The organism is uncultured Sphingomonas sp. (assembly GCF_964235535.1).
Classification (GTDB): domain Bacteria; phylum Pseudomonadota; class Alphaproteobacteria; order Sphingomonadales; family Sphingomonadaceae; genus Sphingomonas.
Window position 1 is genome coordinate 1 of sequence record NZ_CAXSBH010000013.1, and the last position, 21,055, is coordinate 21,055.

A 21,055-nucleotide genomic window follows, 5' to 3' on the forward strand; every position below is an offset into this window, starting at 1 on the left:
AGCGGCAGGAGGAGCTGGCGATGAACGGCTGGGCGATGGAGGCTCGGCTGTATGCGGAGGATCCGGCCAAAGGGTTCCTGCCGTCGATCGGCCGGCTGGACGCGTTCGACCTGGGGAAGGCGGTGCGGGTCGACACGGGTGTTGTTCAGGGCGCGGAGATCACGTCCTTCTACGATCCGATGATCGCCAAAGTAATCGCGCACGGTGAGACGCGAGAGAAAGCGCGCGATGCTTTGGTGGACGCGCTGGACGGCGCGGTGGTCTGGCCGCTGCACACCAACGCCGGCTTCCTGGTGAAAACGCTGGACCACCCTGTTTTCGTCGCCGCCAAACTCGACACTGGCCTGATCGCGCGCGAGGGCGACGTCCTCATGCCGCCCGCCCTGCCGCGCGACGAGACATTAGTCCAGGCGGCGGCCGCGCTCGCGCGGCCGGGACCCATCGCCGGCTTCCGTCTTAACGCCGCGCCCTGCCTAGCCAGCTGGTTATCCGTCGGCGGCGAGCGCGTCGCAGTGGATTTCGACGGCGCCGAGGCAGTCGGCACCGAGGCGTTAGACAGCCTGCTCATTATGGAGGGCGGGCAGACCTGGGAAGTGATGCCTTGGCGCGCGTCTGGCACGATAGCGGGCGGAGCCGCCGATGGCGCGATCCTGTCGCCCATGCCGGGCCGCGTCATCGCCGTGGACGTGGCCGCAGGCGACCGTGTGGCTTCCGGGCAAAAGCTCGTGACATTGGAGGCCATGAAGATGGAGCACAGCCTGCTCGCGCCTTTCAATGGCGTAGTGGCGGAGTTGTCGGCGCAAGCCGGCGGGCAGGTGGCCGAGGGCACCATGCTAATTAGGGTGGAGCGGGAAGAAGACGCATGAACGATGCGCTCACGGCAGCGCGCGCCGCGCCGACCAGGTCGGCGACGCCGCCGCACGACGCTGACCTCACGTTCGAGATATGGCGACACCCCGCGCCGACCCCGCCCGGCGAGCGCGCGCGACCCCTCTTGAGCCCGGGCTTCAGTCGCGTTTTCGTCGATCACATGGTCACGATTCGCTATGCCGCCGGCTGCGGGTGGCACGACGCCCAGATAGGGTCGTGTGAGCCGATCCCGCTCAATCCCATCATCGCGGTCCTACACTACACGCTTGGCACCCTCCAAGAAAGCGATGGGGCGGGTCTCGGCGGCCTGGCGGCGCTGAAGGCCCGCGGCGCACACGACGCCACCAACCAGTTCGCTGCCTGACGTGACCGAGGAGCACTTGGGCCGGCGACGCGCTCCTTCCTCTCTCGCCTGGGCGTCGCCGGCCCGCTACGCAGCCGGACGATGGCCGTGCTGGAGTTCCACAAAGACTGTCTGCGCTCGCTCGAGCGGTCGGGGCGTCTCCGCGTCCTGGCTGCCCGGCGGGGGTTGGACTTTTCGTCCAACGACTATCTCGGGCTGGCCGGGTCAGACCGGCTGCGCCGCGCCGTCGCCGATGCGCTCGAGCGGGGAGTGGCGATCGGCTCCGGCGGATCGCGGCTGCTGCGCGGCAACGCGGAGGAACACGAGCTGCTGGAGGAGGAGGCAGCGCGCTTTTTCGGCGCGGAAGCCGCTTTGTTCATGGGGACCGGCTACGCCGCCAACGCGCTGCTATTCGCAACGCTGCCCCAGCGCGGCGACCTCGTCATCCACGATGCCCTCATACACGCTAGCGCGCACGAGGGCATGAGGCTCAGCCGTGCCGAGCGCATCGGCTTCGCGCATAATGATGCAGACGCCGCCGCCGACGCGATCGCGTCGTGGCGTCGTCGCGGCGGTGCGGGGACGCCCTGGCTTGCGGTAGAGAGCCTCTACAGCATGGATGGCGACCGCGCGCCGCTGGAGTATCTCGTCGCCGTGGCGGAGCGCGAGGGCGCGATGCTGTTGATCGACGAGGCGCATGCAACAGGCGTGTTCGGGCCGGAGGGCAGGGGGCTGGCGGCCGGGCTGGAGGGGAGGCCGGACGTGCTGACGCTCCGCACCTGCGGCAAGGCGCTGGGCTGCGAGGGCGCGCTGATCCTGGGCTCGTCCATCGCGCGCGACTTCCTGATCAATCGCGGGCGGTCGTTCATCTTCTCCACTTCGCCCTCACCGCTGATCGCGGCGGCGGTGCGCGAGGCACTGCTCCTCCTGCGTGACGAGCCTGAGCGCCGCGAGCGGCTGAGCGCGTTGATCCAACACGCCGGGCGCGAGTTCGCCCGCCTCGGGCTACCCACCACAGCCTCGCCGATCCAGCCCCTTGTCCTAGGCGAGGACCGGCGCGCGATGGAGGCCGCAGCCGCGCTGCAGGCCCGCGGCTTCGACGTGCGCGGCGTCCGCCCGCCAACCGTGCCGCCGGGCACGGCGCGCCTGCGCCTTTCCATTACGCTGAACGTCGACGAGGCTGCGGTGACGGCGCTCGCCGGTGCGTTGAAGGAGCTGCCGTGACGGGGACGGTCGTGGTTACGGGAACTGATACCGGGGTCGGCAAGACCGTGTTCTCCGCCGCGCTCGCGGTCGCACTCGGCGCACGATACTGGAAACCGGTTCAATCGGGGCTGGAAGACGGCGGCGACGCGGCTGCTGTCGCCGCTCTGGGGGTGCCCGCCGACCGGGTTCTGCCGGAGGCGTATCGCCTGGCGACGCCCTGCTCGCCGCACCGCGCGGCCGAGCTGGACGGGGTGGAGATCGACGTCAAGCGCCTGACACCACCGGTCGCGCCGGGTCCGCTGGTCGTCGAGGGAGCGGGCGGGGCACTGGTCCCAGTCACGCGCCGAATCCTCTACGCCGACCTGTTCGAGCGCTGGGGGCACCCGGTCGTCATGGTGGCGCGCACTGAACTAGGCACGATCAACCACAGTCTGCTCACGCTGGAGGCGCTGCACGCCCGCAGGGTGCCAGTCCTGGGCGTGGCGTTCGTTGGCGATCCGAACGAGGACAGCGAGGCCACCATCGCCGCGCTCGGAGGCGCGAAGCGGCTCGGTCGCCTACCACGCCTCGGCCGCCTCGCGCCGAAGGTGCTCCACGCGGCGTTCGCCGATCATTTCCGCATCGGCGACTTTCGGTGAGCGCGTCTTCCATATGGCACCCGTTCACGCAGCACGGCCTGGGAGAGCCCATCCCGACCGTCGCGCGCGCGAAGGGGGCGATCCTGCACACTGCGGACGGACGGGAGATTGTCGACGCAATCTCGTCCTGGTGGGTGACGACGCACGGGCACGCAAACCCGCGCATTGCCGCCGCGATCGCCGAGCAGGCAAGCAGGCTCGACCAGATCATCTTCGCAGGCTGGACGCACAAACCTGCGGAGGAGCTGGCGGCGGGCCTGCGCGCGATCATGCCTGCCGAGCTGACGCGCGTCTTCTTCTCCGACTCGGGGTCGACCAGCGTCGAGGTCGCGCTGAAGATGGCGCTCGGCTTCTGGCTCAACCGGGGCGAGCCGCGCCACCGCATTTTGATGCTGGAGCACGGCTACCACGGCGACACGATCGGGGCGATGTCGGTGGGCGCGCGCGGCGTATTCAACCGCACCTACCAGCCGCTGCTGTTCGACGTGGGCACGATCCCCTTTCCCGCCGGCCGCGAGCAGGACACGCTGGACGCGCTGGAGCGGGCCTGCCGCGACGGCGCGGCCGCCTTTATTGTGGAGCCGCTGATCCTGGGCGCCGGCGGCATGCTGACCTACCCGCCCATGACCCTGGCCGAGATGCGCCGTATTTGCGCCGTGCACGGCGTGCTGTTTATCGCCGACGAGGTAATGACCGGCTGGGGCCGCACCGGCACGCTCCTTGCCTGCGAGCAGGCCGGCGTCGTTCCCGACATATTGTGCCTCTCCAAGGGGCTCACCGGCGGTGCCGTGCCGCTGGCGGTGACGATGGCGACCGAGCCGATCTACGAGGCGCACCTAAGCGACAATCGCGCGCACATGTTCTTCCATTCGTCCAGCTATACCGCCAATCCGATCGCCTGCGCGGCGGCCAACGCCAATTTGGCGATCTGGCGCGACGAGCCGGTGATGGAGCGCGTCGCCGACCTTTGCCGCCGTCAGGCGGACTACTTCACCGCGCTGACTGCGCATCCGGCGGTGACGGGCGCCCGCCGGCTGGGCACGATTGTCGCTTTGGAGCTTGGCGGCGGGCGGGGTTACCTGTCCGACTTGGCACCCAGGCTGCTCGCTTTCTTCGCAGCGCGGGACGTGCTGCTGCGGCCGCTGGGCGACACGGTCTACGTCATGCCGCCCTACTGCATCAGTGACGCGGAGCTGGGCCGCGTCTACCAGGCGATCGAGGATGCCTGTGCGCTGGTCTGAGCCGTTGCGACTCGTCAGCCGGTCCTGACCATTCCGGTAGTCGATAGCTCGGTGCGCGGCCCCCTTGTTGCCTATGCCGCTGAGCCTACAGGAGGAACACGGCTTAGAAACGTGCCGCGGACCGGCTTAGCGCTTACGCTCATCGGCGGGTTGGATCAGCGAAGGTGTGGTGCTTGCTCGAGTCAGGCGACGGGGAGGCGGACGGTGCCCAGTGTCTTGTCAACTTCCGGCACGAACCGGCTGATCTGGACGGCGAGGAGGTCGGGTGGCCCCGGCCGAGATCTGACGCTGGCTGATCGGCCACAAGCCGCGCCGGCCGCAATGAAGGTCGGGTCCGTTCCACCGATGTCCCAAGCCGCATCTTCCGATGCGCGGCGCTCAGCGCAAAGAGGCGAGAAGTCGCCTCGCTTGGTCGAGATGCGGCTTATCGACCATCCTGCCGTCCAGTTTCAACGCTCCGGCCCCGCCGCTCGCCTCGAACGCGTCGACGATTGCCTGGGCATGCGCGATCTCCGCAGCACCCGGGCTGAAACCCGAGTTGATGATCGGCACCTGAACCGGGTGGATGGCCATCATGCCCGAGTAGCCGTCCCGCCGCCCGCGCGCCGCATAGGCGGCGAGCCCTGCGATATCGGCGATGTCGGGAAAGACGGTCTCGATTGCGGGTACGCCCGCCGCGTGCGCGCCGAACAGCGTCAGCGCGCGTACCATCTCGTAGGGCGCGGTGTAGCTGCCGTCGGCGTTGCGCGACGCGCTGGCACCGATCGCGGCGGGCAGGTCCTCCGCGCCCCAGGTCAGCCCGGCCAGCGCGTTGGTCACCTGCTGGTAGCTGCCGAGCTCGAATACCGCGGACGGCGTCTCGCTCGCGATTGGCAGGATCGGCGGCCCGACCCCGCCCATCATGTCGACCAGCGCGTAGACCGAGGCGGCCCCTTCCGCCTTGGGCAGCATGATCCCGTCGGGCCTGGCGCCGAGCACCGCGTCCAGATCGGCCCGCGCTTCGCCGCCACTTAGCGGATTGATGCGCACGAGGCACGGGACCGTTCGTGCACCGGCAAGCCACCGCGCGATAGCGGCCCGCGCGGCGGGCTTCCTTTCGGGCGCGACCGAGTCCTCCAGGTCGAGGATCAGCGCATCGGCACCGCTTGCCTCCGCCTTGGGAAAGCGCTCGGGGCGATCCCCGGGGACGAACAATAGGGACCGGGTTCTCATGCCCGCGGTTCACTTACCGACGACTGGGTCCCTGACGACGTCGAGGCCGCTCGCGTCATGCGGCCGGTCGGGCGTTCTCCGTATATCACCACGCGACCTGTACCGATGCCCCGATGATGCGCGGCGGATTCGAATAATCGGCGAGGTAGGCGGCGTTCGCCGAGAGTGCTTGGCTGAAGACCGCCTCGTTCAGGAGGTTGTTGACGTACAGCCTCACCGAATAGCGAGTATCGGGCGATTGCCACCTGATCGATGCCCCAATGAAATGGTAGCTCCCCTGGCGCAGGATGTTGTCGACTTCGGCGAAGAAGCCGTCGTTATAGCTATCATTCACATTCAGGGAGAACTCGCCGATCGGACTGGGGATCGTGTAGTCGGCGCCCAACGTGTAGGTCAGCGAGGGTGAGTTCGGCAGGGTCCTACCCTCCGCGCTCCTGGTCGACAGCACCGCGCCTTGATTGCCCAGTCTCGGAACGGCGAACGGGGCGTTCGGGAAATCCCTGAAGCGGGAATGCAGGTAATTCGCGCTCGCATTGACGCGGAGCCGATCCGTCAGCCTTGCTTCCACGTCGACGTCGGCGCCGTAGATCCGGGCCTCGGCACCGTTCAGGATGAGCGTCTGCGTACCGGTATAGATGGGCACCTGGATGTTCTTGTAGTCGTAAAAGAACCCGCCGACATTCAGCCGTACCTTGCGCCCGAACAGCTCGCTCTTCACGCCCGCCTCGTAGGCATCGAGCTGTTCCGGGTTGAACGCCGGATTGGCCGCGGCGCGGACGCTGAAGCCGCCGCTCTTGACCCCTCGATTATACGACACGTAGCCCAGGATGTCCTCCACCAAATCCTGGTCCAGTGATAAACGCCATGCGGGTTTCGCGAAACTTATCTTCTGGTCGCCCGAGTTGAACAGCACCAATCTTGCCCCAGTCGCGCTCGATAGGCCGATCGACTGCGCCGCGAACTCGCGCTTCTCGTCAGTGTAGCGAAAACCGGCGGTCACCCGGGTGCTCTCGGCTAGGCGGTACGTCGCCTGCGCAAAACCCGCGATCGAACTCGTCTCCTGCCGCGCGGGAAACAGCAGCCGCGCGAACGGGACCGCAAAGCTCCCGAAATTGTCGATCGTGAAGTCGGATACGGCGGTGTTGTCGAAGTAATACGCTCCGATCGTCCAGGTGAAGCGCCCGGAAGAAGGCGAGACGAGCTGGATCTCCTGCGTGAACTGCTCCGATATGTCGTCCAGGCGCACGATGGCCGTCGGGGTCGCCGACGGGATGTTGGTGAACTCGGCAAGCGGCGTCGACCGCCGAAATGCCGAAATGGTCGTCAAGGTCGCGAAGCCGAATTCGTGCGCCGCCGTCAGGGAGGCGCCGCCTCCCTGATATTCGTTCACGGTGTCGTGGAATTTGTTGGTGTCCCACTTTCGCCTGGGCTGCGGCGAGGGAAAGACCGAGCTCCGTCCGGGAAAGGTCTGGAAATTCGGCGCCTGCGCGCCCGAATGTTCGGAATAGTCCCCCTGTAGCCGAATAGTGGTCCGGTCGCCGATCTCGAACCTGATCTTGCCACGTACGGAGAACGAGTCATCGATCTTGTAGGTGTCGTTGCCGGTGGCGACGTTCGTGCCATACCCTTCGCCTTGCCGGGTATAGGACGCTGACAGGCTGGCCGCCACGCCGGCCGCCAGCCTGCCGGAAATAAAGGCGTTCGACCGCCATGTCTCGTAATTGTCGATGGAGGTGAGCACGGTGGCGCGAAACTCGTCGGTGGTGTCCCGCGTCGTGATCTGCAGGACGCCGCCGGTCGCGTTCCTGCCGAACAGGGTCCCCTGGGGTCCCTTGAGCAGCGCGACCTGCGAAACGTCGGCGAAGTCCAGCACCAGGTCCGATCCGCTGGCGTAATATACCCCGTCGACATACGTCGCCACGGGGCTTTCCAGCCCCGGCGATGCGAAGCTGCTGCCGATGCCACGGATACGCGGCGACAATTGGTTGAGGACGTTGAGCAACTGGAGGCCCGGAAGCGCCGCGGCCAGGTTCTGCGTCGTCGTCACGCCGACGCTTTCCAGGCGGGCCGCAGGCAGGGCGGTTATCGCGATCGGCACTCTCTGCAGGTTCTCGTCGCGTTTCTGCGCGGTGACGACGATCTCCTCCAGCGTGTCCGACCTCTGAGCGGTGTCGGTTCCGACGGCTTGCCCCGCATCCGCTGACGGCCCAGTGCGGGCGGCGCGCTCCGACGCCGGATTATCGACCGCCTGCGCGCGGGCGTCGGTTGCGAACGGAAGCGATCCGCAGAACATGAGACCCGCGAGCAGGATACCTTTCCCCATCATCTCTCTCCCCGGCGTTGGAGGCCTACCCGCCCTTGATCGGGTGGTGCGGGCCAACTGCATCTTTGCCTTGGAACCGGCATAAATTAGCCGCACACAAGCAGCAAATTGCAATATGAGAAGGTTTGATAGATTTAGCGGATCAATCTTGGCAGCTCAATGAACGACGGCAACGGCGCCTTTCCCAAGTCGCGGCGCCGGTGATCGGCGGCTACATCACGACGGTGGCCGCCGAGCGCGGCTGCATCGCGCGTTCCGCGGCCGCCGCCACGGGCAGGTCCGGATCCCAGTCGCGCGCGACGATCCGGCGTCCGCTGGTCTCGGCGGACCCGTCGCTCGCCAGCCACAGCATGGGCGGGGCCATGATCTCGGGCGGCAACAGAAACCGGTTGACGTTGGTGCCCTCCAGCCCGGCCGATTGCTTGCCGGCGGCGAAGACGGGCGCGCGGACGCCCACATCGCCGCCGGGGATAAACGCCGTGTCGGTGGGGCCGCCAGGAAGCAGGACGTTGGCGGTGACGCCGCTGCCCGCGAGTTCCTGCGCCCACACCAGCGTCGACGCCTCGACCGCCGCCTTGACTGGGCCATACGGGCTAAATCCCGGCATCCGCATGACGGGTACCGAGGTCGAGATGTTGACGACCCTTCCGAAACCACGCTCGACCATTGCGCCCGCAGCCGCCTGCGACATTTGGTAGACGCCGCTCAGATTGGTCGCGATCAGCCGCGCGCAGGCGTCAGGATCGGTTTCCCAGAAGCGCAGCCGTTTCGCCGGGTCGGGATCCATGAACCGGTCGCTCGTGCCGGCGGCGTCGCGCGGCACCAAGCTGCCCGGGCCCACGCCCGCATTATTGACCAGCACCCCAACCGGTCCGAACAGGCGTTCGGCCGCCGCGACGGTCGCCTCGCAATCCCGCCGCTCCGAGACGTCGGCGACCATGCCCTTGCACGCGCCCGCCGCCAGGCTCCGGGCATCAGCGACGGTGCGGTCGATCTCGGCCGGCGAGCGCGCGGTGATCAGCACTTGCGCGCCCGCGCGCACCAGCGCGAGCGCCAGGATCCGGCCGATGCCCCGTGCGCCGCCGGTGACGATCGCCACGCGGCCGATCAGGGATGAGTCGCGCATCTATGCTCTCCTTGGCTATCGTGCGATTCCGGCCGCGTCGATGCGGCATGGCCGGGTTAGATGTGCAGGCCGCCACTCAAGAGCAGGTGCTGCCCGCTCACGAACGACGACAACGGCCCAGCGAGATATTCCGCCGCGTCGGCCACCGCATCGACCGTCGCGCCGTTCTTGATCGGGCGCATCTCCTCGATGAAGGCGAACCCTTCGGCATTGTCGCCCGCGGAAAATACGCCCGCATCTTGCGTCGCGGTCGGGATGATCGAATTGACGGTGACGCCACGGTGGCCGATCTCCTTGGCGAGCACCTCGACAATGTAGCGCGGCGCCATCTTACTGGACCCATACAGCCCCAGTCCCGGCAGCGCGAACGCCGTCGTGCTCGACCCGATGAAGATGATGCGGCCGCCATCGACGACATGGCGGGCCGCCGCCTGAAGCGTGAAAAACGCGCCCTTGGTGTTCAGGGCGAACAGGCGGTCGAATTGCTCCTCGGTGGCGTCCGCGATCGCCTGATCGATCACCTCGATCCCGGCGTTGGCGACCGCGATGTCGACCTTACCGAATTGCGCCACCGCCGTCGTGAATAGGCGTTCGATGTCGGACAACTGCGACATGTCGCCATGCACGGCGATGGCGGTTCCGCCCCCCGCCTCGATCGCGCGGACCGTGTCGTCCGCCGCTGTCTTCCCGGAAGCGTAGTTGACGACAACCTTGGCGCCCAGCGCGGCGTACCGAAGCGCGATGGCCCGTCCCAGGCCCCGGCTGGAGCCGGTCACGACGGCGACTTGCTCGCTGAGATCGGTCATTTTGGAATTCCTTGGTGTTTGGTGGGAACGTCGGGCGATGCCACCCGGGTCGGGGGACGGCGGTACGGACCGGGGATCCAGGACGACCCCCACGTCCATCGGGTGATCACAACCGTCACGCCTCCGCCATCCGCACGATCGGCTTTATTGCCGTGCCGTTGACGCTGTCTTCGGCGGCCTGGTTGATCTCCTCGAAATCGTAGTACCGGACCAGCCGGTGGAAGGGGAAACGCCCTTGCCTATAAAGCTCTACGAGTTGGGGGATGAAGATTCGGGCGACGCTGTCCCCTTCGACGATGCCCTTGATCGTGCGCCCACCCGAAAATAGCCGGGTGACGTCGAACTCCGCCTTCCTGCCGCCGATGCCCGCGACTAGGCCGATCGTTCCGCGCGGCGCCAGGCTCTCGATACCCATCGATATCACCTCGGACACGCCCGTCGTATCGAGGACGAAGTTCGCGCCGCCCCCGGTCAGCTCGAGGATCTTCGCGGGCGTATCCGGCTCTCGTCCATCGACGGCGTGGGTCGCGCCGAGCTCCATTGCCAAATCGAGGCGGGACGGGACGACGTCGACCACGATGGCCCGGCCCGCGCCGCAAATCCTTGACGCCAGCAACGCGCTCATGCCCACGGCACCCGCGCCGAGGCACAGGAAGCTGCTACCCGTCGTTACCCGCAGCGAGTTCATGACCGCGCCCGCGCCGGTCTGGATGCCGCATCCCAGCGGACCCAACAGCTCAAGCGGCGCGTCCTTCGGCACGCGGATCGCGCTGCGCTGATTAACCGTCGCGTAGGTCGCAAAGGACGATTGCCCGAAAAAGTGGTCGCCAAGCGGCTCGCCATGTGCGTCGTGCAGCGCCTTGTGCCCGCGCCGGTCGGTGGCGGACCAGTTCATCGCGAAAGCATGGTAGCAGTAGGCCTGCTCGCTGGACAGACAGCGGTCGCACGCTCCGCAAAAGGCGAAGCTGAGAACCACATGATCGCCGATCTCGACCCCGTCGACATCGACACCGCGCTCGACCACGATGCCCGCGCCTTCATGGCCTAGGACGATCGGCAGCGGTGGCCCGACCTCCTGGTCACGAACAAGTATGTCCGCATGACACATGCCCGTCGCGACGATACGGACGACCACCTCGTCCGGACGGGGCGAGGACATGCGCACGGGTTCAATACGGAACGGGCCTCCCGCCTGCCGGAGAACCGCCGCGCGAACTTCCCTCATGACCTCATCACCTTCCCCCATCGCTTCGGGCCGTCCGGCCTCGCCGATGCTTACCCACGTCGGCGGGTCCTAGAACCTGAAGCCGGCCGTCACTCCGTAGATCCGCGGGGGTGCCTCATAGGCGACAAGCGACGCGAAGCTGAGCGTCGCGCCTCCGGTGACGATCAGCTCGTTGGTCAGGTTCCTGCCCCAGGCGGTCAGGCTGTAACGCCCGTCGAGCGACGTCAGCCGGACCGACGCGTTCAGCATCACATAGTCGTCTTGACGAATGAAATTGTCCGGCTCGAAGAACAGCTTCCCGTTGTAATTCGCAGTAACGTTGAAGTTTAGCTTGCCGAACGAAGCGTCCGTTACGTAATCGGCAAGCAGGTTGGCGGTGTACTTCTGTGCGCCGGGAAGCCGGTTGCCTGATGCGTCGAACGCCGCCTGGGTCGTGCCGCCGGGCGGGAACGCATTGGGTGTGGCACCCAGGGCGTTGAGATATTCGACGAACTTGTTGTCGACGATTGACAGGCCGCCCGAAAGGGTCAGCTTGCTAGTTAGGCGCGCCAAGAGGTCGACATCCACACCGTAGAGCCGGGCTTTCGCGCCATTGCTAATCAGGTTTCCGCCGTCGATGAATTGCGTGACCTGAATATTGTTGTAGTCGTAATAGAATCCACCAATATTCAGGCGCAACCGGCGGTCGAACAGTTCCGACTTGATGCCCACCTCGTAAGCGTCGAGCTGTTCCGGTTCGTAGGCCGGTGCCGCGGGGCTCGCGATGTTGAACCCGCCGCTCTTGAAGCCTCTGTTATAGGACGCGTACACCATCACGTCGTCATCGAACTCGTGGTTCAACGCTACGCGCCATGTGGGCTTGTTCGCTGTGGTCGACTGCGCGACCTCCTCACCCGGGACCGTGACGCCGCCGAACAGCTGAAGGTTGGTCTGGCCGCGGACACGACGCTTCTCGTAGGTGAAACGCCCGCCGAGCGTCAGCGTCGTGCGCGGCGTCAGGTCGATGTCGGCCTGCGCGTAACCTGCCACCGATTCGGTTCGCTCCCTGCCGAACGTCTCGATCGTGAGCGATGGCACCGACGGATCGGTCGAACCCGGAATCAGGGACGGGAAGAAGATGAGGTTCTGCGGCCGGTTCGCGTCCCTAGCGCGGAAATAGAACGCCCCCGCCGACCACCGGAAGGCCGAACCCGGGCTCGAGTTCAACTGCAGTTCCTGCGAGAAGCTGTTCGCCGGTGAGCGCGGAAACTCCACATAGAACGCGGGGATGCCCTGTGGGAGCGCGTCGAAGATGTTCCTGGCGGTGCTTTGCCGATAGGCGCTGACCGACTTGACCGTGGCGAAGTCCAGTTCATGCTCAATCTTGAGGCTGCCGCCGCCCGACTCGAGCTTGAAGTTGGAATTCACGTTCGAATAGTAGTCGCGCCGGCTTCCCAGGGGCCCGAGCGGCAGGACGAAGCTTGTGCCCGGCGTCGGGTGCAGTGCGTGAAGGTTCGCGTCCCGATCCAGATAGTCGCCCGCGAGCGTGATGCTGGTCTGGTCGGTCGGTTCGAACAGCAGCTTGCCGCGTATGGCGAAGGAATGCAGCAGCTGCGATGCGCCGCCGCCGGTGATGAGGTTGCGGCCGTAACCCTTTCCCTGTTCTTCGTACTGTGCAGACAAGCTGGCCCTGATATTCTCGCTCAGGCCGCCGGAGACGAAGCCGTTGAAGCGGACTGTTTCGTAGTTGCCCACCGTCGCGTCGGCGGTGACAGTCAGATCCTTGGTCGGCTCGCGCGTCGTGATCTGGATAACGCCGGCCGTCGCGTTGCGGCCGAACAACGTTCCTTGCGGCCCCTTGAGGACCGCGATCTGTTCCACGTCGGGAAGCTCTCGCAGCCCGTCGCGCTGCAGCGGGAGGTAAACGTCGTCGATATAAATCGCGGCCGTGTTCTCGCCGCCGTTGATCGACGACCCGACCCCGCGGATGCTGGTCTGGACGGAACCGGCGGCTTGGCGCAGCGTCAGGCCGGGGACCAGCGTGCTGATCTGCGCCAGGTTGGATATCCCCGAGTCCTTGAGCCGGTCGCCCGAGACCGAACTGACGACGATGGGCACGTCCTGAAGGTTCTCCGACCGCCGCTGCGCCGTCACGACGATATCCTGCAGCGCCGAGTCGCCGGGCTGCTGCCCCGCGGTCGCGGCGGCGGCGGGCTCCTGGTCCGTGACGACTGCAGGCTGTTGCCGCTCGGCGGTCGCGGGAGGCTGCGCTTGCGCCGCGTCCGCCTGCTGCGCCCGACCCACGCCCTCGAGCACGAATGCCGACATCATCGTCGTGGCGTACAAAAACACTTTCATGACGTTCCTCTCCTGGGACCGGCGGTTTGTCCGCCTGGCCGACGACAAAGGCGCGGGATAAACCCGACCGTTTCCGCGTCGCGCCGACGATATGATGGAGTGAACATATACCGTCAAGATGGATCATACTTGTGCAAATGCGGAACTCAGCCGCATTGCTGATGGTCAGCCGACCGCCCTGTACCGATCGACCCTGGGCGGTAAGGCCAACATGCTCTGCAATTGAGGCGCAATCGCCCGTATGTGAGGGGTCGCGAGATGACCGGCCATGTCCTCCTCGGACCGCCATTCCTCCACGAACACGAACAAATACGGCCGGTCGACGCTTTGCTGCAGCTCGTAGCGGACGCAACCTTCCTCGGCCCTGGTCGCGTCGCGCACGCCGGCCATCAAGGATTTGAACTCATCCACCCGGTCCGGCACCACCTCGAAATGGGCCAGCACGCGCATCGTCCCGTCGGTCATCCCATTTTCTCGGTGGAGAGCGGTGCCCGGCGCTCCCCGTCGCCTGAGAACATCGGCGACACCGCGTTAGAAAAGGCTTGCTCTCCCAATATCAAAAACCCCTTGCCAGCATCACTTATATTGACGATTACTGTCCAGTCTGAAAAATGATGTCAACCGCGGGCGGCTCGCAAGCGTCGCCGGACGACACGGAAAAGACGAGAGGAGCAGGATATGTCCGTTGCGACCCAGGAGAGGATCGACACGAGATGGGTCGATCGGACGCCCGAGCTCGACGATTTGCAGACGGGGGCGATCCGGCGGATCGTTAACCTTTCGCGCCAATTGCCGGGCGACTGGTCGGGCATGATGGGCCGGGACATCGTGCTGAGCGAGGATTTCAGCGCGCTCAGGTTCCAGATCAGCTACATGTCCTACGCGCTGGCGCTCGCGCATGTCCACCGCCTGCCCGCCGCGCCGGGGGTGTTCAAGCAGCCATTCGACAGCCTGATCAAGCAGCTGCTGCATCCCGACGTCTGGTACTATTGGACGGACGCCAGCACCGGCATGGGTCCGGCCAACAAGGACCTTGGCCCGCTTCCCCGCCAATGGGATCCGGTGGCCAAGGACAACATTATGTACAGCGCCTACCTGCAATCGATGGCGCTGATGTACCACTACCTGTTCCGCGACGACAAATACGCACAGCCCAAGTCGCTTCGTCTCCGCCTTAAGACGCTGTACTGGCATGAGGGCGGTTACACTTTTGAGTATGACGAGAAGCAGCTCACCGACCTGATCTATTGGCAAATGGCCGAGCAGGGGTTCCTGGGCGTCGCGTGCGAGCCCGGTCTGATCTTCCAGATCTGCAACCAACCCAGCATTATCGGGTTCCGGATGCACGACCTGGTCTATGGAGGATCGCTGGCACGCGACGCGGAGAAGGGGTATGTCGCCGCCTGGAAAGAATTTGGGATGGTTGATGAGGTCGGTAACTTCAAGACGTTGGTGATGTCGAACTCCCGCCAGCCGGTGACGATCGACAACTCACAGATGAACTGCTGGCTGATGACGCTTCTCCATAGCTGGAACCCGGAGATCGTCGAGCGACAGTATCCGATCCTGATGAAACGTTTCCTGCTCGACGGACCGAATGGGACCAAATGGATCAGGCCGCATGACGTGCCCGCCGATCGAGGCGAGGAGGTGCTCCTGCCGATCATCGACATGGCGTGGGGCGCCTGCGCAGCGTCGGAGGTCGGCGACGCGGAAACGCTGGACGGCCTGCTCGGTTACGCGGACCTGATGCTGAATCCAGCCTGGCAGGACGGCGGCTTCTACTACAAGCGGCGCGACGCGAATTTTGATGAGAACGGGTATTTCATCGGCATGGACGCCGCCGCAGGCAACGCGCTGCTGCATTATGCGCGGCTCAACGTGAAGGACGGCCTCAACAAGCTGTATACCGAACCGCTCGGAGAGGACCATTTCACCCAGCCGGCGTTGATCGACCTGCCCGACGATCTGGACGTGCGGCGCGCGATTTTCGATCCGGACCGCAACGCACTCGCCCTTACCTTGGGGACCCTAGCCGCCGGACGGACGATCCGGCTTGGCATCCGCGCGCCGGACGGGGCCGACCTGCCGCAGGTCGTCGTGGACGGCGAGCTGATCGAGGGTGGCGTTGAGCGCACGGCGACCGGCCTGACGCTTTCGTTCCACCACCGTGACCGCGCCACGGTGGTGCTGCAATGGTGACGGCGGCTCCGGTCGCGAGCTTCAGCCTTGTCGACCATCACAGTCGGTCGGTCACGGAGGCTGACTTCGCCGGATCCTACCTTCTCGTCTATTTCGGCTTCACGAATTGCAAGGTCGTCTGCCCCCGCTCGCTGGGCAAGCTCTCGCGGGTCCTGGACGCGTTGGGGGAGAAGGCGGACCGGGTGACGGCTCTCTACGTGACCGTCGACCCCACGCGCGACACGCCGGCGGTCATGCGGGCGTATCTGGAGCGCGACCATCCGCGGTTTTTGGGACTGACGGGCGCGGAGGATCGGATTGCGGACGCGAAGAAGGCTTTCCGGGTCTTCGCCGAGTTCAAGGGCGATGACGAAGCGCCTGACGGCTATGTCGTGCCGCACAGCGCGATCGCCTATCTCATGAATCCGGACGGCGAGCATCTGGACCACTTCATTGATGCGCTGGACGATGAGGAGGTCGCCCGGCGCATGGCCGCCGCGATCCGATAGAGCATCTCCGCACGGCGGCGATCAACAGGTCGAGCCATCGAAAACGACAACATAAAAACGCGCGACTTTTCGATTCCGGTGAGTCGCGGTCAAGGGATGAGGACGGTTTCATGATCGACATTCAGGCCGCGGTCGTCCGCACCCAGGGCGGCGCGTTCGGGATCGAGGCCCTCTCGCTCGAGGAGCCCGGACCCGGCGAGGTGCTGGTCCGCATCGCTGGCGTCGGCGTGTGCCACACCGATCTCGTGGTCAGGGACCAGTATTTCCCGACCCCGCTGCCGGCCGTCTTGGGGCATGAGGGGTCGGGCGTGGTGGAGCGGGTCGGGCCGGGCGTGACAAAGGTCGCGCCCGGCGATCATGTGGTGCTCAGCTACGCCAGCTGCGGCCAGTGCGCAAACTGCCAGAAGGGCCTGAACGGCTACTGCCCCGACCTCTACGGTCGCAATTTCGCCGGCACCCGCCCCGACGGCAGCCACCCCTGCAAGGACGGCCACGGCCACGAGGTCAGCAGCTACTTCTTCGCGCAGAGTTCCTTCGCGGACCTAGCGCTGGCGACCGAACGGAACACCGTCAGGATACCCAAGGACGTTCCCGTCGAGCTAATGGGTCCGCTGGGTTGTGGCATCCAGACCGGCGCGGGTGCCGTCATCAACGCGCTCAAGCCCGGTGCGGGAAGCAGCATCGCCGTGTTCGGGGCGGGTTCGGTCGGTCTGGCGGCAGTCATGGCCGCGCGCGTCGCGGGCTGCGCGGTAATCGTGGTCGTCGACCTGAACGAGGACCGGCTAGCGCTGGCGCGCGAACTGGGCGCGACCCACACCGTGAACGCGGGCGCTGACGATCCGGTGGCGGCGATCCAGGCGCTGACGGGCGGCGAGGGCGTGCAATACTCGCTGGAGTGCACCGGCCTGCCCCAGGTCGTCCGCCAGGCGGTCGACAGCCTGCGCCTGACGGGCGTTTGCGGCGTGATCGGCGTTGCGCCGCTGGGAACGGAGATCGCCCTCGACATGAACGGCATCCTGTTCGGTAGAACCGTGCGTGGGATCATCGAGGGGGACAGCATCCCCGACATTTTCATTCCGCAGCTAATCGAACTTTGGCGGCAGGACCGTTTCCCGTTCGACAAGCTGGTTCGTTTCTACTCGCTCGACGAGATCGAGGACGCAGTCCATGCCTCTGAAAGCGGAGAAGTGCTCAAGGCGATCCTCCTTCCCGATCCCTCCATTCGCCCCGCATGACGATGAGCGGCGTGCTTTCTAATCTGTCGTTCAGGGCGGCCGCGCTCCGGGGCTCGGCGACGGCGCTGATCATCCCGGACGAGCGCTCGTTCACCTTCGCCGAGATCGACGCGCTGGCGGCACGGTTCGCGGGAGGGCTTGCGTCACAGGGCATCGAGCGGGGTGCTTCCGTCGTCCTGTATCTGCCTAATGGTTGGCGATGGGTCGTCGCTTATCATGCGATCGCCAGGATCGGAGCCGTGGTGATCCCGACCAATATCCTACTGACGCCGCAAGAGGTGCGGTACATGGCGCAGGATGCCGGCGCGCTCGCGCTGATCGTGCCGGACGAGGCGCAGGCGCTGTTTGACGCGCCGGTCGGTTTTGTGGTCACGCCGGGCGGCGCGCCGGGAACGGTTCCGTTTGACGATCTGACCCGAGCGGCGCCATTAGCGCCTGCGACGACGGCACCGGACGACCTGCTGGCGATCAGCTATACCTCTGGCACGACGGGCAAGCCCAAGGGCGTCATGCTGAGCCATGGTAACGTCATGGCCAGCGTCACTCACACCGCGACGATCCATGTGCGCCATGCGGACGACCGGGTCTATTCGGCGCTTCCTCTTCCGCACGTCTATGGCAACGTGGTGATGAACGCCTGTTTCCTGACCGGCGCCGGCCTGGTCTGCCCGCAGCGCTTCGATGCGGGCAGGGCGATTGCCGCGATCCCCCAACATCGCATCACGCTCTTCGAGGGCGTGCCGACTATGTACTACCAGATGCTCGCTCATCCTGCGATGGACCTGACCGACTTCTCGTCACTGACGCGGTGCACGGTTGGCGGCCAGACTATGCCGACGACCAAGCTCGACGCGGCGGCGGCGCGCCTGGGCTGCCCCGTGCTCGAGCTGTGGGGCATGACCGAAGTGGCCGGTCCCGCGACGTCGCACTCGCCCTACTGGCCCGCGCGTCACGGCTCGATCGGTCTTCCTTTCCCCGGTACGCAGGTGAGCCTGCGCGACCTGGAGCATCCTGGCCGCGAGGCCGCGCGGGGCGCGCCGGGCGAGCTCGCCGTACGCGGTCCGCTGGTGACGACCGGCTATTGGCGCTGTCCGGACGCCACGGCCGAGGCGCTTGACTCCGAAGGCTGGCTGCTCACGGGCGACATCGCGACCCGCGATGGGGATGGGTATCTCTTCATCGTAGACCGCAAGAAGGACATGATCCTGACCGCAGGCTACAACATTTACCCCGCCGAGCTCGAACAGGTTATCGCCATGCACGTCGATGTCGGGATGGTCGCGGTGGCGGGATTTCCCGACGAGGAGAAAGGCGAACTGGCCCACGCCTTCGTCGTACCGCGCGACGGTGCCACAGTGACTGTCGAGGCGCTGGTCGCGCACTGCCGATCGCACTTGGCGGCGTACAAGGTACCGCGCGCTGTCCACTTCGTCCAAGACCTGCCTCGTACCAGCTCGGGCAAGATCATGCGTCGTGCGCTCACCGCGCCGGACGCATCCGCTATTTCCGGCCAGGGAGCCCTGCCATGACCATCGACTTCTTTAGCAACTATACCATGACCATCGACGGCGAGGCCGCGACCTCTCAGGCGAGCTTCGAGGTGATCAACCCCGCCACCGAGGACGTGATCGCGACGGCGCCCGACGCGAGCAGGGAACAGCTCGACCGGGCGGTGAGCTCGGCCAAGGCGGCGTTCGTCGGCTGGAGCAGGCGGCCCTTGACCGAGCGGCAGGCGCTGGTGGCCGGGATCGGCGACGCGATCGAGCGCCATTCGGAAGATTTCATGCGCCTCCTGACTCTGGAACAGGGAAAGGCGCGCGCCGGGTCGGAATGGGAGATCGGCGGCTCGACTATCTGGTGCCGCGAGATCGCGACGCAGGAACTTGCCGTGCATATGGCCGAGGATAGCGGCACGCGCACCGTCGAGACGCGGCGCGTGCCGTTGGGGGTAGTCGGCGCGATCACGCCCTGGAATTTTCCGGTTCTTCTTGCGATCTGGAAGATCGCCCCCGCGCTGGTCGCGGGCAACACCATGGTTCTGAAGCCGTCGCCCTGGACGCCGCTATGCTCGCTCAAGCTCGGCGAGTTGTTGCGCGACATTCTACCGCCGGGCGTGCTCAATGTGGTCTCGGGCGGCAACGACTTGGGCGCGTGGCTGACCCGGCATTCCGACGTGAGCAAGATCAGCTTCACCGGATCAACCGCCACCGGTCGCAAGATCATGGAAAGCGCGTCGGGCAACCTGAAGCGGATCACGCTCGAGCTCGGCGGTAATGATCCAGCGATTGTCTTACCCGACGTCGATATCGAGAAGACCGCCAAGGAGCTGTTCTGGGCGGCGTTCCAGAACTCGTCTCAATTCTGCGTCGCGGCTAAACGATTGTATATCCACGAGGATATTTACGACGAGCTGTCGCGTGCGCTGGTCGCCTATGCGGGAACGGTCAAGGTCGGCGATGGGTCGCATCAGGGGACGGATCTGGGCCCGATTCAGAACAGGATGCAGTTCGACAAGCTGAAGGAGATGCTGGCGGACGCGAAACGCGATGGCTGCCAGTTCCTCACCGGTGGCGACATTCCGGACAGCAAGGGCTATTTCGTGCCGATCACCATTGTCGACAATCCACCCGAGGACAGTGCGGTGGTGGTCGAGGAGGCATTCGGACCGATCCTTCCGCTGCTGAAATTCAGCGACCTGGACGATGTGATCGCGCGCGCAAACGATACCGAATACGGGCTCGCCGCATCGGTCTGGGGCAAAGACATCGACGCGGCCCGGGCAGTCGCCGAGCGGATCGAGGCGGGAACGGTGTGGATCAACGAGGTCCACACCTTTTCCCCCCACGTCGCCTTTGGCGGTCACAAGCAGTCCGGCATCGGCATCGAGAACGCGCTAGAGGGCCTGGGCGAATATACCAATTCGCAGACGATCGTCACAAATCGGGCGGCCTGATCCGCCCCGGAACGACGGTCGTCACAGGTCTGTTTACATCATCCCCACTATCGCTTGAGCGGAATATGCCTTTGCCCGAAACCAACTCTATAGGATCGCATGATCACGGTCGCGGCAAATGTAGGCCGAGCGGTTGAGCGTCGCCGTGAAAAATCCGTCATGGCGCAGCAACGTCGCCGCGGAGCGCAAGTCCCGAACGCGCGAGAAGCTGCTCGCGGCGGCGGCACGGGTCGTGTCGGAGCTGGGCGAGACGCGCGCGCGGATCGACGATTTCATCGTCGCCGCGGGCATCTCGCGCGGGTCGTTCTACAACTACTACTCGACGCGCGAGGAATTACTCGACGATTTGTGGGCGCGCGTCGGGAGCGAGCCCTTCTACGACATACAGCAGGAGTCGCGGTCCGTATCAGATCCCGCCGAGCGTTTCGCGACCGAAGCCCGGCTGATCTTCCGGCGTGCCGCGCGCGATCCGATCTGGGGCTGGCTCGTCTACAGCCTGTCAGACATGGGCAAGGTGCCCCAGGATCTTCTGGGTTTTCCAAAACCCGATCTCATCATCGGACACCGGCAAGGCCGCTTCCGGTTTCTCGACCTCGACTGCGCCAACGATCTGGTCGTCAGCGCGCTTCGGCGTGCGCTGTTGGGCATATTGCGTCAGGAACGCGACGAGGATTACGGCATGGGCATCGTCGAGTTGCTGCTTCGCGCACTCGGTCTGGATCACGAGGAGGCCAAGGCGATCGCCATCGGCCTGCCGAACGACGGGTCGGACGTCCGCACGTCGCCTCCCGTCAGGAAGGCGGTTCAGCTTCAGCGATAGGGCGGCGTTCGGCCGCGCCTTCGACGCGCC

Annotated in this window: 18 protein-coding genes; 11 read left to right on the forward strand and 7 right to left on the reverse strand. The window is 65.7% G+C overall.

The window, feature by feature from the left end:
* The 5 genes from ACFE7F_RS06135 to ACFE7F_RS06155 all read left to right on the forward strand — a co-directional run.
* Positions 1–866 (forward strand): biotin/lipoyl-containing protein (locus ACFE7F_RS06135; protein ID WP_375402966.1); only part of this gene is annotated, 866 nt, incomplete at its 5' end.
* Positions 863–1,234 carry a hypothetical protein gene (locus tag ACFE7F_RS06140; protein WP_375402967.1) on the forward strand — a complete coding sequence of 124 codons (372 nt, stop codon included), beginning with the start codon at positions 863–865 and terminating at the stop codon, positions 1,232–1,234. The genes ACFE7F_RS06135 and ACFE7F_RS06140, both read left to right, overlap by 4 nt.
* A gap of 81 nt (positions 1,235–1,315) precedes the next feature.
* Positions 1,316–2,437: an 8-amino-7-oxononanoate synthase gene (locus ACFE7F_RS06145; protein ID WP_375402968.1), complete on the forward strand. Its 1,122-nt coding sequence runs from the start codon at positions 1,316–1,318 to the stop codon at positions 2,435–2,437.
* Positions 2,434–3,057 carry a dethiobiotin synthase gene (bioD, locus tag ACFE7F_RS06150; protein WP_375402969.1) on the forward strand — a complete coding sequence of 208 codons (624 nt, stop codon included), beginning with the start codon at positions 2,434–2,436 and terminating at the stop codon, positions 3,055–3,057. The genes ACFE7F_RS06145 and bioD overlap by 4 nt, the downstream gene beginning before the upstream one ends.
* The gene (locus ACFE7F_RS06155) at positions 3,054–4,298 is read left to right on the forward strand and encodes an adenosylmethionine--8-amino-7-oxononanoate transaminase (RefSeq protein ID WP_375402970.1); all 1,245 of its coding nucleotides are present in this window, start codon (positions 3,054–3,056) and stop codon (positions 4,296–4,298) included. The genes bioD and ACFE7F_RS06155 overlap by 4 nt, the downstream gene beginning before the upstream one ends.
* A gap of 378 nt (positions 4,299–4,676) precedes the next feature.
* On the opposite strand, the gene ACFE7F_RS06160 is transcribed toward ACFE7F_RS06155, so the two are convergent.
* From ACFE7F_RS06160 to ACFE7F_RS06190, 7 genes are all read right to left on the reverse strand, one after another.
* Positions 4,677–5,510: an HpcH/HpaI aldolase/citrate lyase family protein gene (locus ACFE7F_RS06160; protein ID WP_375402971.1), complete on the reverse strand. Its 834-nt coding sequence runs from the start codon at positions 5,508–5,510 to the stop codon at positions 4,677–4,679.
* An 85-nt stretch (positions 5,511–5,595) separates the two neighbouring features.
* Complete coding sequence (locus ACFE7F_RS06165; protein ID WP_375402972.1) at positions 5,596–7,833, reverse strand: TonB-dependent receptor; 2,238 nt, start codon at positions 7,831–7,833, stop codon at positions 5,596–5,598.
* A gap of 211 nt (positions 7,834–8,044) precedes the next feature.
* Positions 8,045–8,959 carry an SDR family NAD(P)-dependent oxidoreductase gene (locus tag ACFE7F_RS06170; protein ID WP_375402973.1) on the reverse strand — a complete coding sequence of 305 codons (915 nt, stop codon included), beginning with the start codon at positions 8,957–8,959 and terminating at the stop codon, positions 8,045–8,047.
* A 56-nt stretch (positions 8,960–9,015) separates the two neighbouring features.
* Positions 9,016–9,765 carry an SDR family oxidoreductase gene (locus tag ACFE7F_RS06175; RefSeq protein WP_375402974.1) on the reverse strand — a complete coding sequence of 250 codons (750 nt, stop codon included), beginning with the start codon at positions 9,763–9,765 and terminating at the stop codon, positions 9,016–9,018.
* A 115-nt stretch (positions 9,766–9,880) separates the two neighbouring features.
* A complete protein-coding gene (locus tag ACFE7F_RS06180) occupies positions 9,881–10,990 on the reverse strand; it encodes an NAD(P)-dependent alcohol dehydrogenase (RefSeq protein ID WP_375402975.1) in 1,110 nt (369 codons plus the stop codon).
* 69 nt (positions 10,991–11,059) lie between these two features.
* Positions 11,060–13,327: a TonB-dependent receptor gene (locus ACFE7F_RS06185; protein ID WP_375402976.1), complete on the reverse strand. Its 2,268-nt coding sequence runs from the start codon at positions 13,325–13,327 to the stop codon at positions 11,060–11,062.
* Between the two features lie 165 nt (positions 13,328–13,492).
* Positions 13,493–13,792, reverse strand: coding sequence for a putative quinol monooxygenase (locus ACFE7F_RS06190; RefSeq protein ID WP_375402977.1), 300 nt, complete (start codon positions 13,790–13,792; stop codon positions 13,493–13,495).
* Between the two features lie 213 nt (positions 13,793–14,005).
* Here ACFE7F_RS06190 and ACFE7F_RS06195 point away from each other — a divergent pair, with 213 nt between their 5' ends.
* The 6 genes from ACFE7F_RS06195 to ACFE7F_RS06220 all read left to right on the forward strand — a co-directional run bounded on the left by ACFE7F_RS06195 (position 14,006) and on the right by ACFE7F_RS06220 (position 21,025).
* Positions 14,006–15,529 carry a hypothetical protein gene (locus ACFE7F_RS06195; RefSeq protein ID WP_375402978.1) on the forward strand — a complete coding sequence of 508 codons (1,524 nt, stop codon included), beginning with the start codon at positions 14,006–14,008 and terminating at the stop codon, positions 15,527–15,529.
* Complete coding sequence (locus ACFE7F_RS06200; protein WP_375402979.1) at positions 15,526–16,017, forward strand: SCO family protein; 492 nt, start codon at positions 15,526–15,528, stop codon at positions 16,015–16,017. Before ACFE7F_RS06195 ends, ACFE7F_RS06200 begins: the two co-directional genes overlap by 4 nt.
* 110 nt (positions 16,018–16,127) lie before the next feature.
* On the forward strand, positions 16,128–17,252 hold the full coding sequence (locus ACFE7F_RS06205) for an NAD(P)-dependent alcohol dehydrogenase (RefSeq protein WP_375402980.1): 1,125 nt from the start codon (positions 16,128–16,130) through the stop codon (positions 17,250–17,252).
* 2 nt (positions 17,253–17,254) lie between these two features.
* A complete protein-coding gene (locus ACFE7F_RS06210) occupies positions 17,255–18,781 on the forward strand; it encodes an AMP-binding protein (protein WP_375402981.1) in 1,527 nt (508 codons plus the stop codon).
* Positions 18,778–20,205 carry an aldehyde dehydrogenase family protein gene (locus ACFE7F_RS06215; RefSeq protein WP_375402982.1) on the forward strand — a complete coding sequence of 476 codons (1,428 nt, stop codon included), beginning with the start codon at positions 18,778–18,780 and terminating at the stop codon, positions 20,203–20,205. The genes ACFE7F_RS06210 and ACFE7F_RS06215 overlap by 4 nt, the downstream gene beginning before the upstream one ends.
* Positions 20,206–20,338: 133 nt before the next feature.
* Positions 20,339–21,025 (forward strand): TetR/AcrR family transcriptional regulator, encoded by a 687-nt coding sequence (locus tag ACFE7F_RS06220; protein WP_375402983.1) that lies wholly within the window; start codon positions 20,339–20,341, stop codon positions 21,023–21,025.
* Positions 21,026–21,055: the final 30 nt, after the last annotated feature.

Coding starts and splice junctions, on each gene's coding strand:
- ACFE7F_RS06205 (WP_375402980.1), top strand. CDS start 16,128: ATGATCGACATTCAGGCCGCGGTCGTCCGCACCCAGGGCGGCGCGTTC.
- ACFE7F_RS06160 (WP_375402971.1), bottom strand. CDS start 5,510: ATGAGAACCCGGTCCCTATTGTTCGTCCCCGGGGATCGCCCCGAGCGC.
- ACFE7F_RS06190 (WP_375402977.1), bottom strand. CDS start 13,792: ATGACCGACGGGACGATGCGCGTGCTGGCCCATTTCGAGGTGGTGCCG.
- ACFE7F_RS06170 (WP_375402973.1), bottom strand. CDS start 8,959: ATGCGCGACTCATCCCTGATCGGCCGCGTGGCGATCGTCACCGGCGGC.
- ACFE7F_RS06165 (WP_375402972.1), bottom strand. CDS start 7,833: ATGGGGAAAGGTATCCTGCTCGCGGGTCTCATGTTCTGCGGATCGCTT.
- ACFE7F_RS06185 (WP_375402976.1), bottom strand. CDS start 13,327: ATGAAAGTGTTTTTGTACGCCACGACGATGATGTCGGCATTCGTGCTC.
- ACFE7F_RS06210 (WP_375402981.1), top strand. CDS start 17,255: ATGAGCGGCGTGCTTTCTAATCTGTCGTTCAGGGCGGCCGCGCTCCGG.
- ACFE7F_RS06215 (WP_375402982.1), top strand. CDS start 18,778: ATGACCATCGACTTCTTTAGCAACTATACCATGACCATCGACGGCGAG.
- ACFE7F_RS06175 (WP_375402974.1), bottom strand. CDS start 9,765: ATGACCGATCTCAGCGAGCAAGTCGCCGTCGTGACCGGCTCCAGCCGG.
- ACFE7F_RS06180 (WP_375402975.1), bottom strand. CDS start 10,990: ATGAGGGAAGTTCGCGCGGCGGTTCTCCGGCAGGCGGGAGGCCCGTTC.
- ACFE7F_RS06140 (WP_375402967.1), top strand. CDS start 863: ATGAACGATGCGCTCACGGCAGCGCGCGCCGCGCCGACCAGGTCGGCG.
- ACFE7F_RS06195 (WP_375402978.1), top strand. CDS start 14,006: ATGTCCGTTGCGACCCAGGAGAGGATCGACACGAGATGGGTCGATCGG.
- ACFE7F_RS06145 (WP_375402968.1), top strand. CDS start 1,316: ATGGCCGTGCTGGAGTTCCACAAAGACTGTCTGCGCTCGCTCGAGCGG.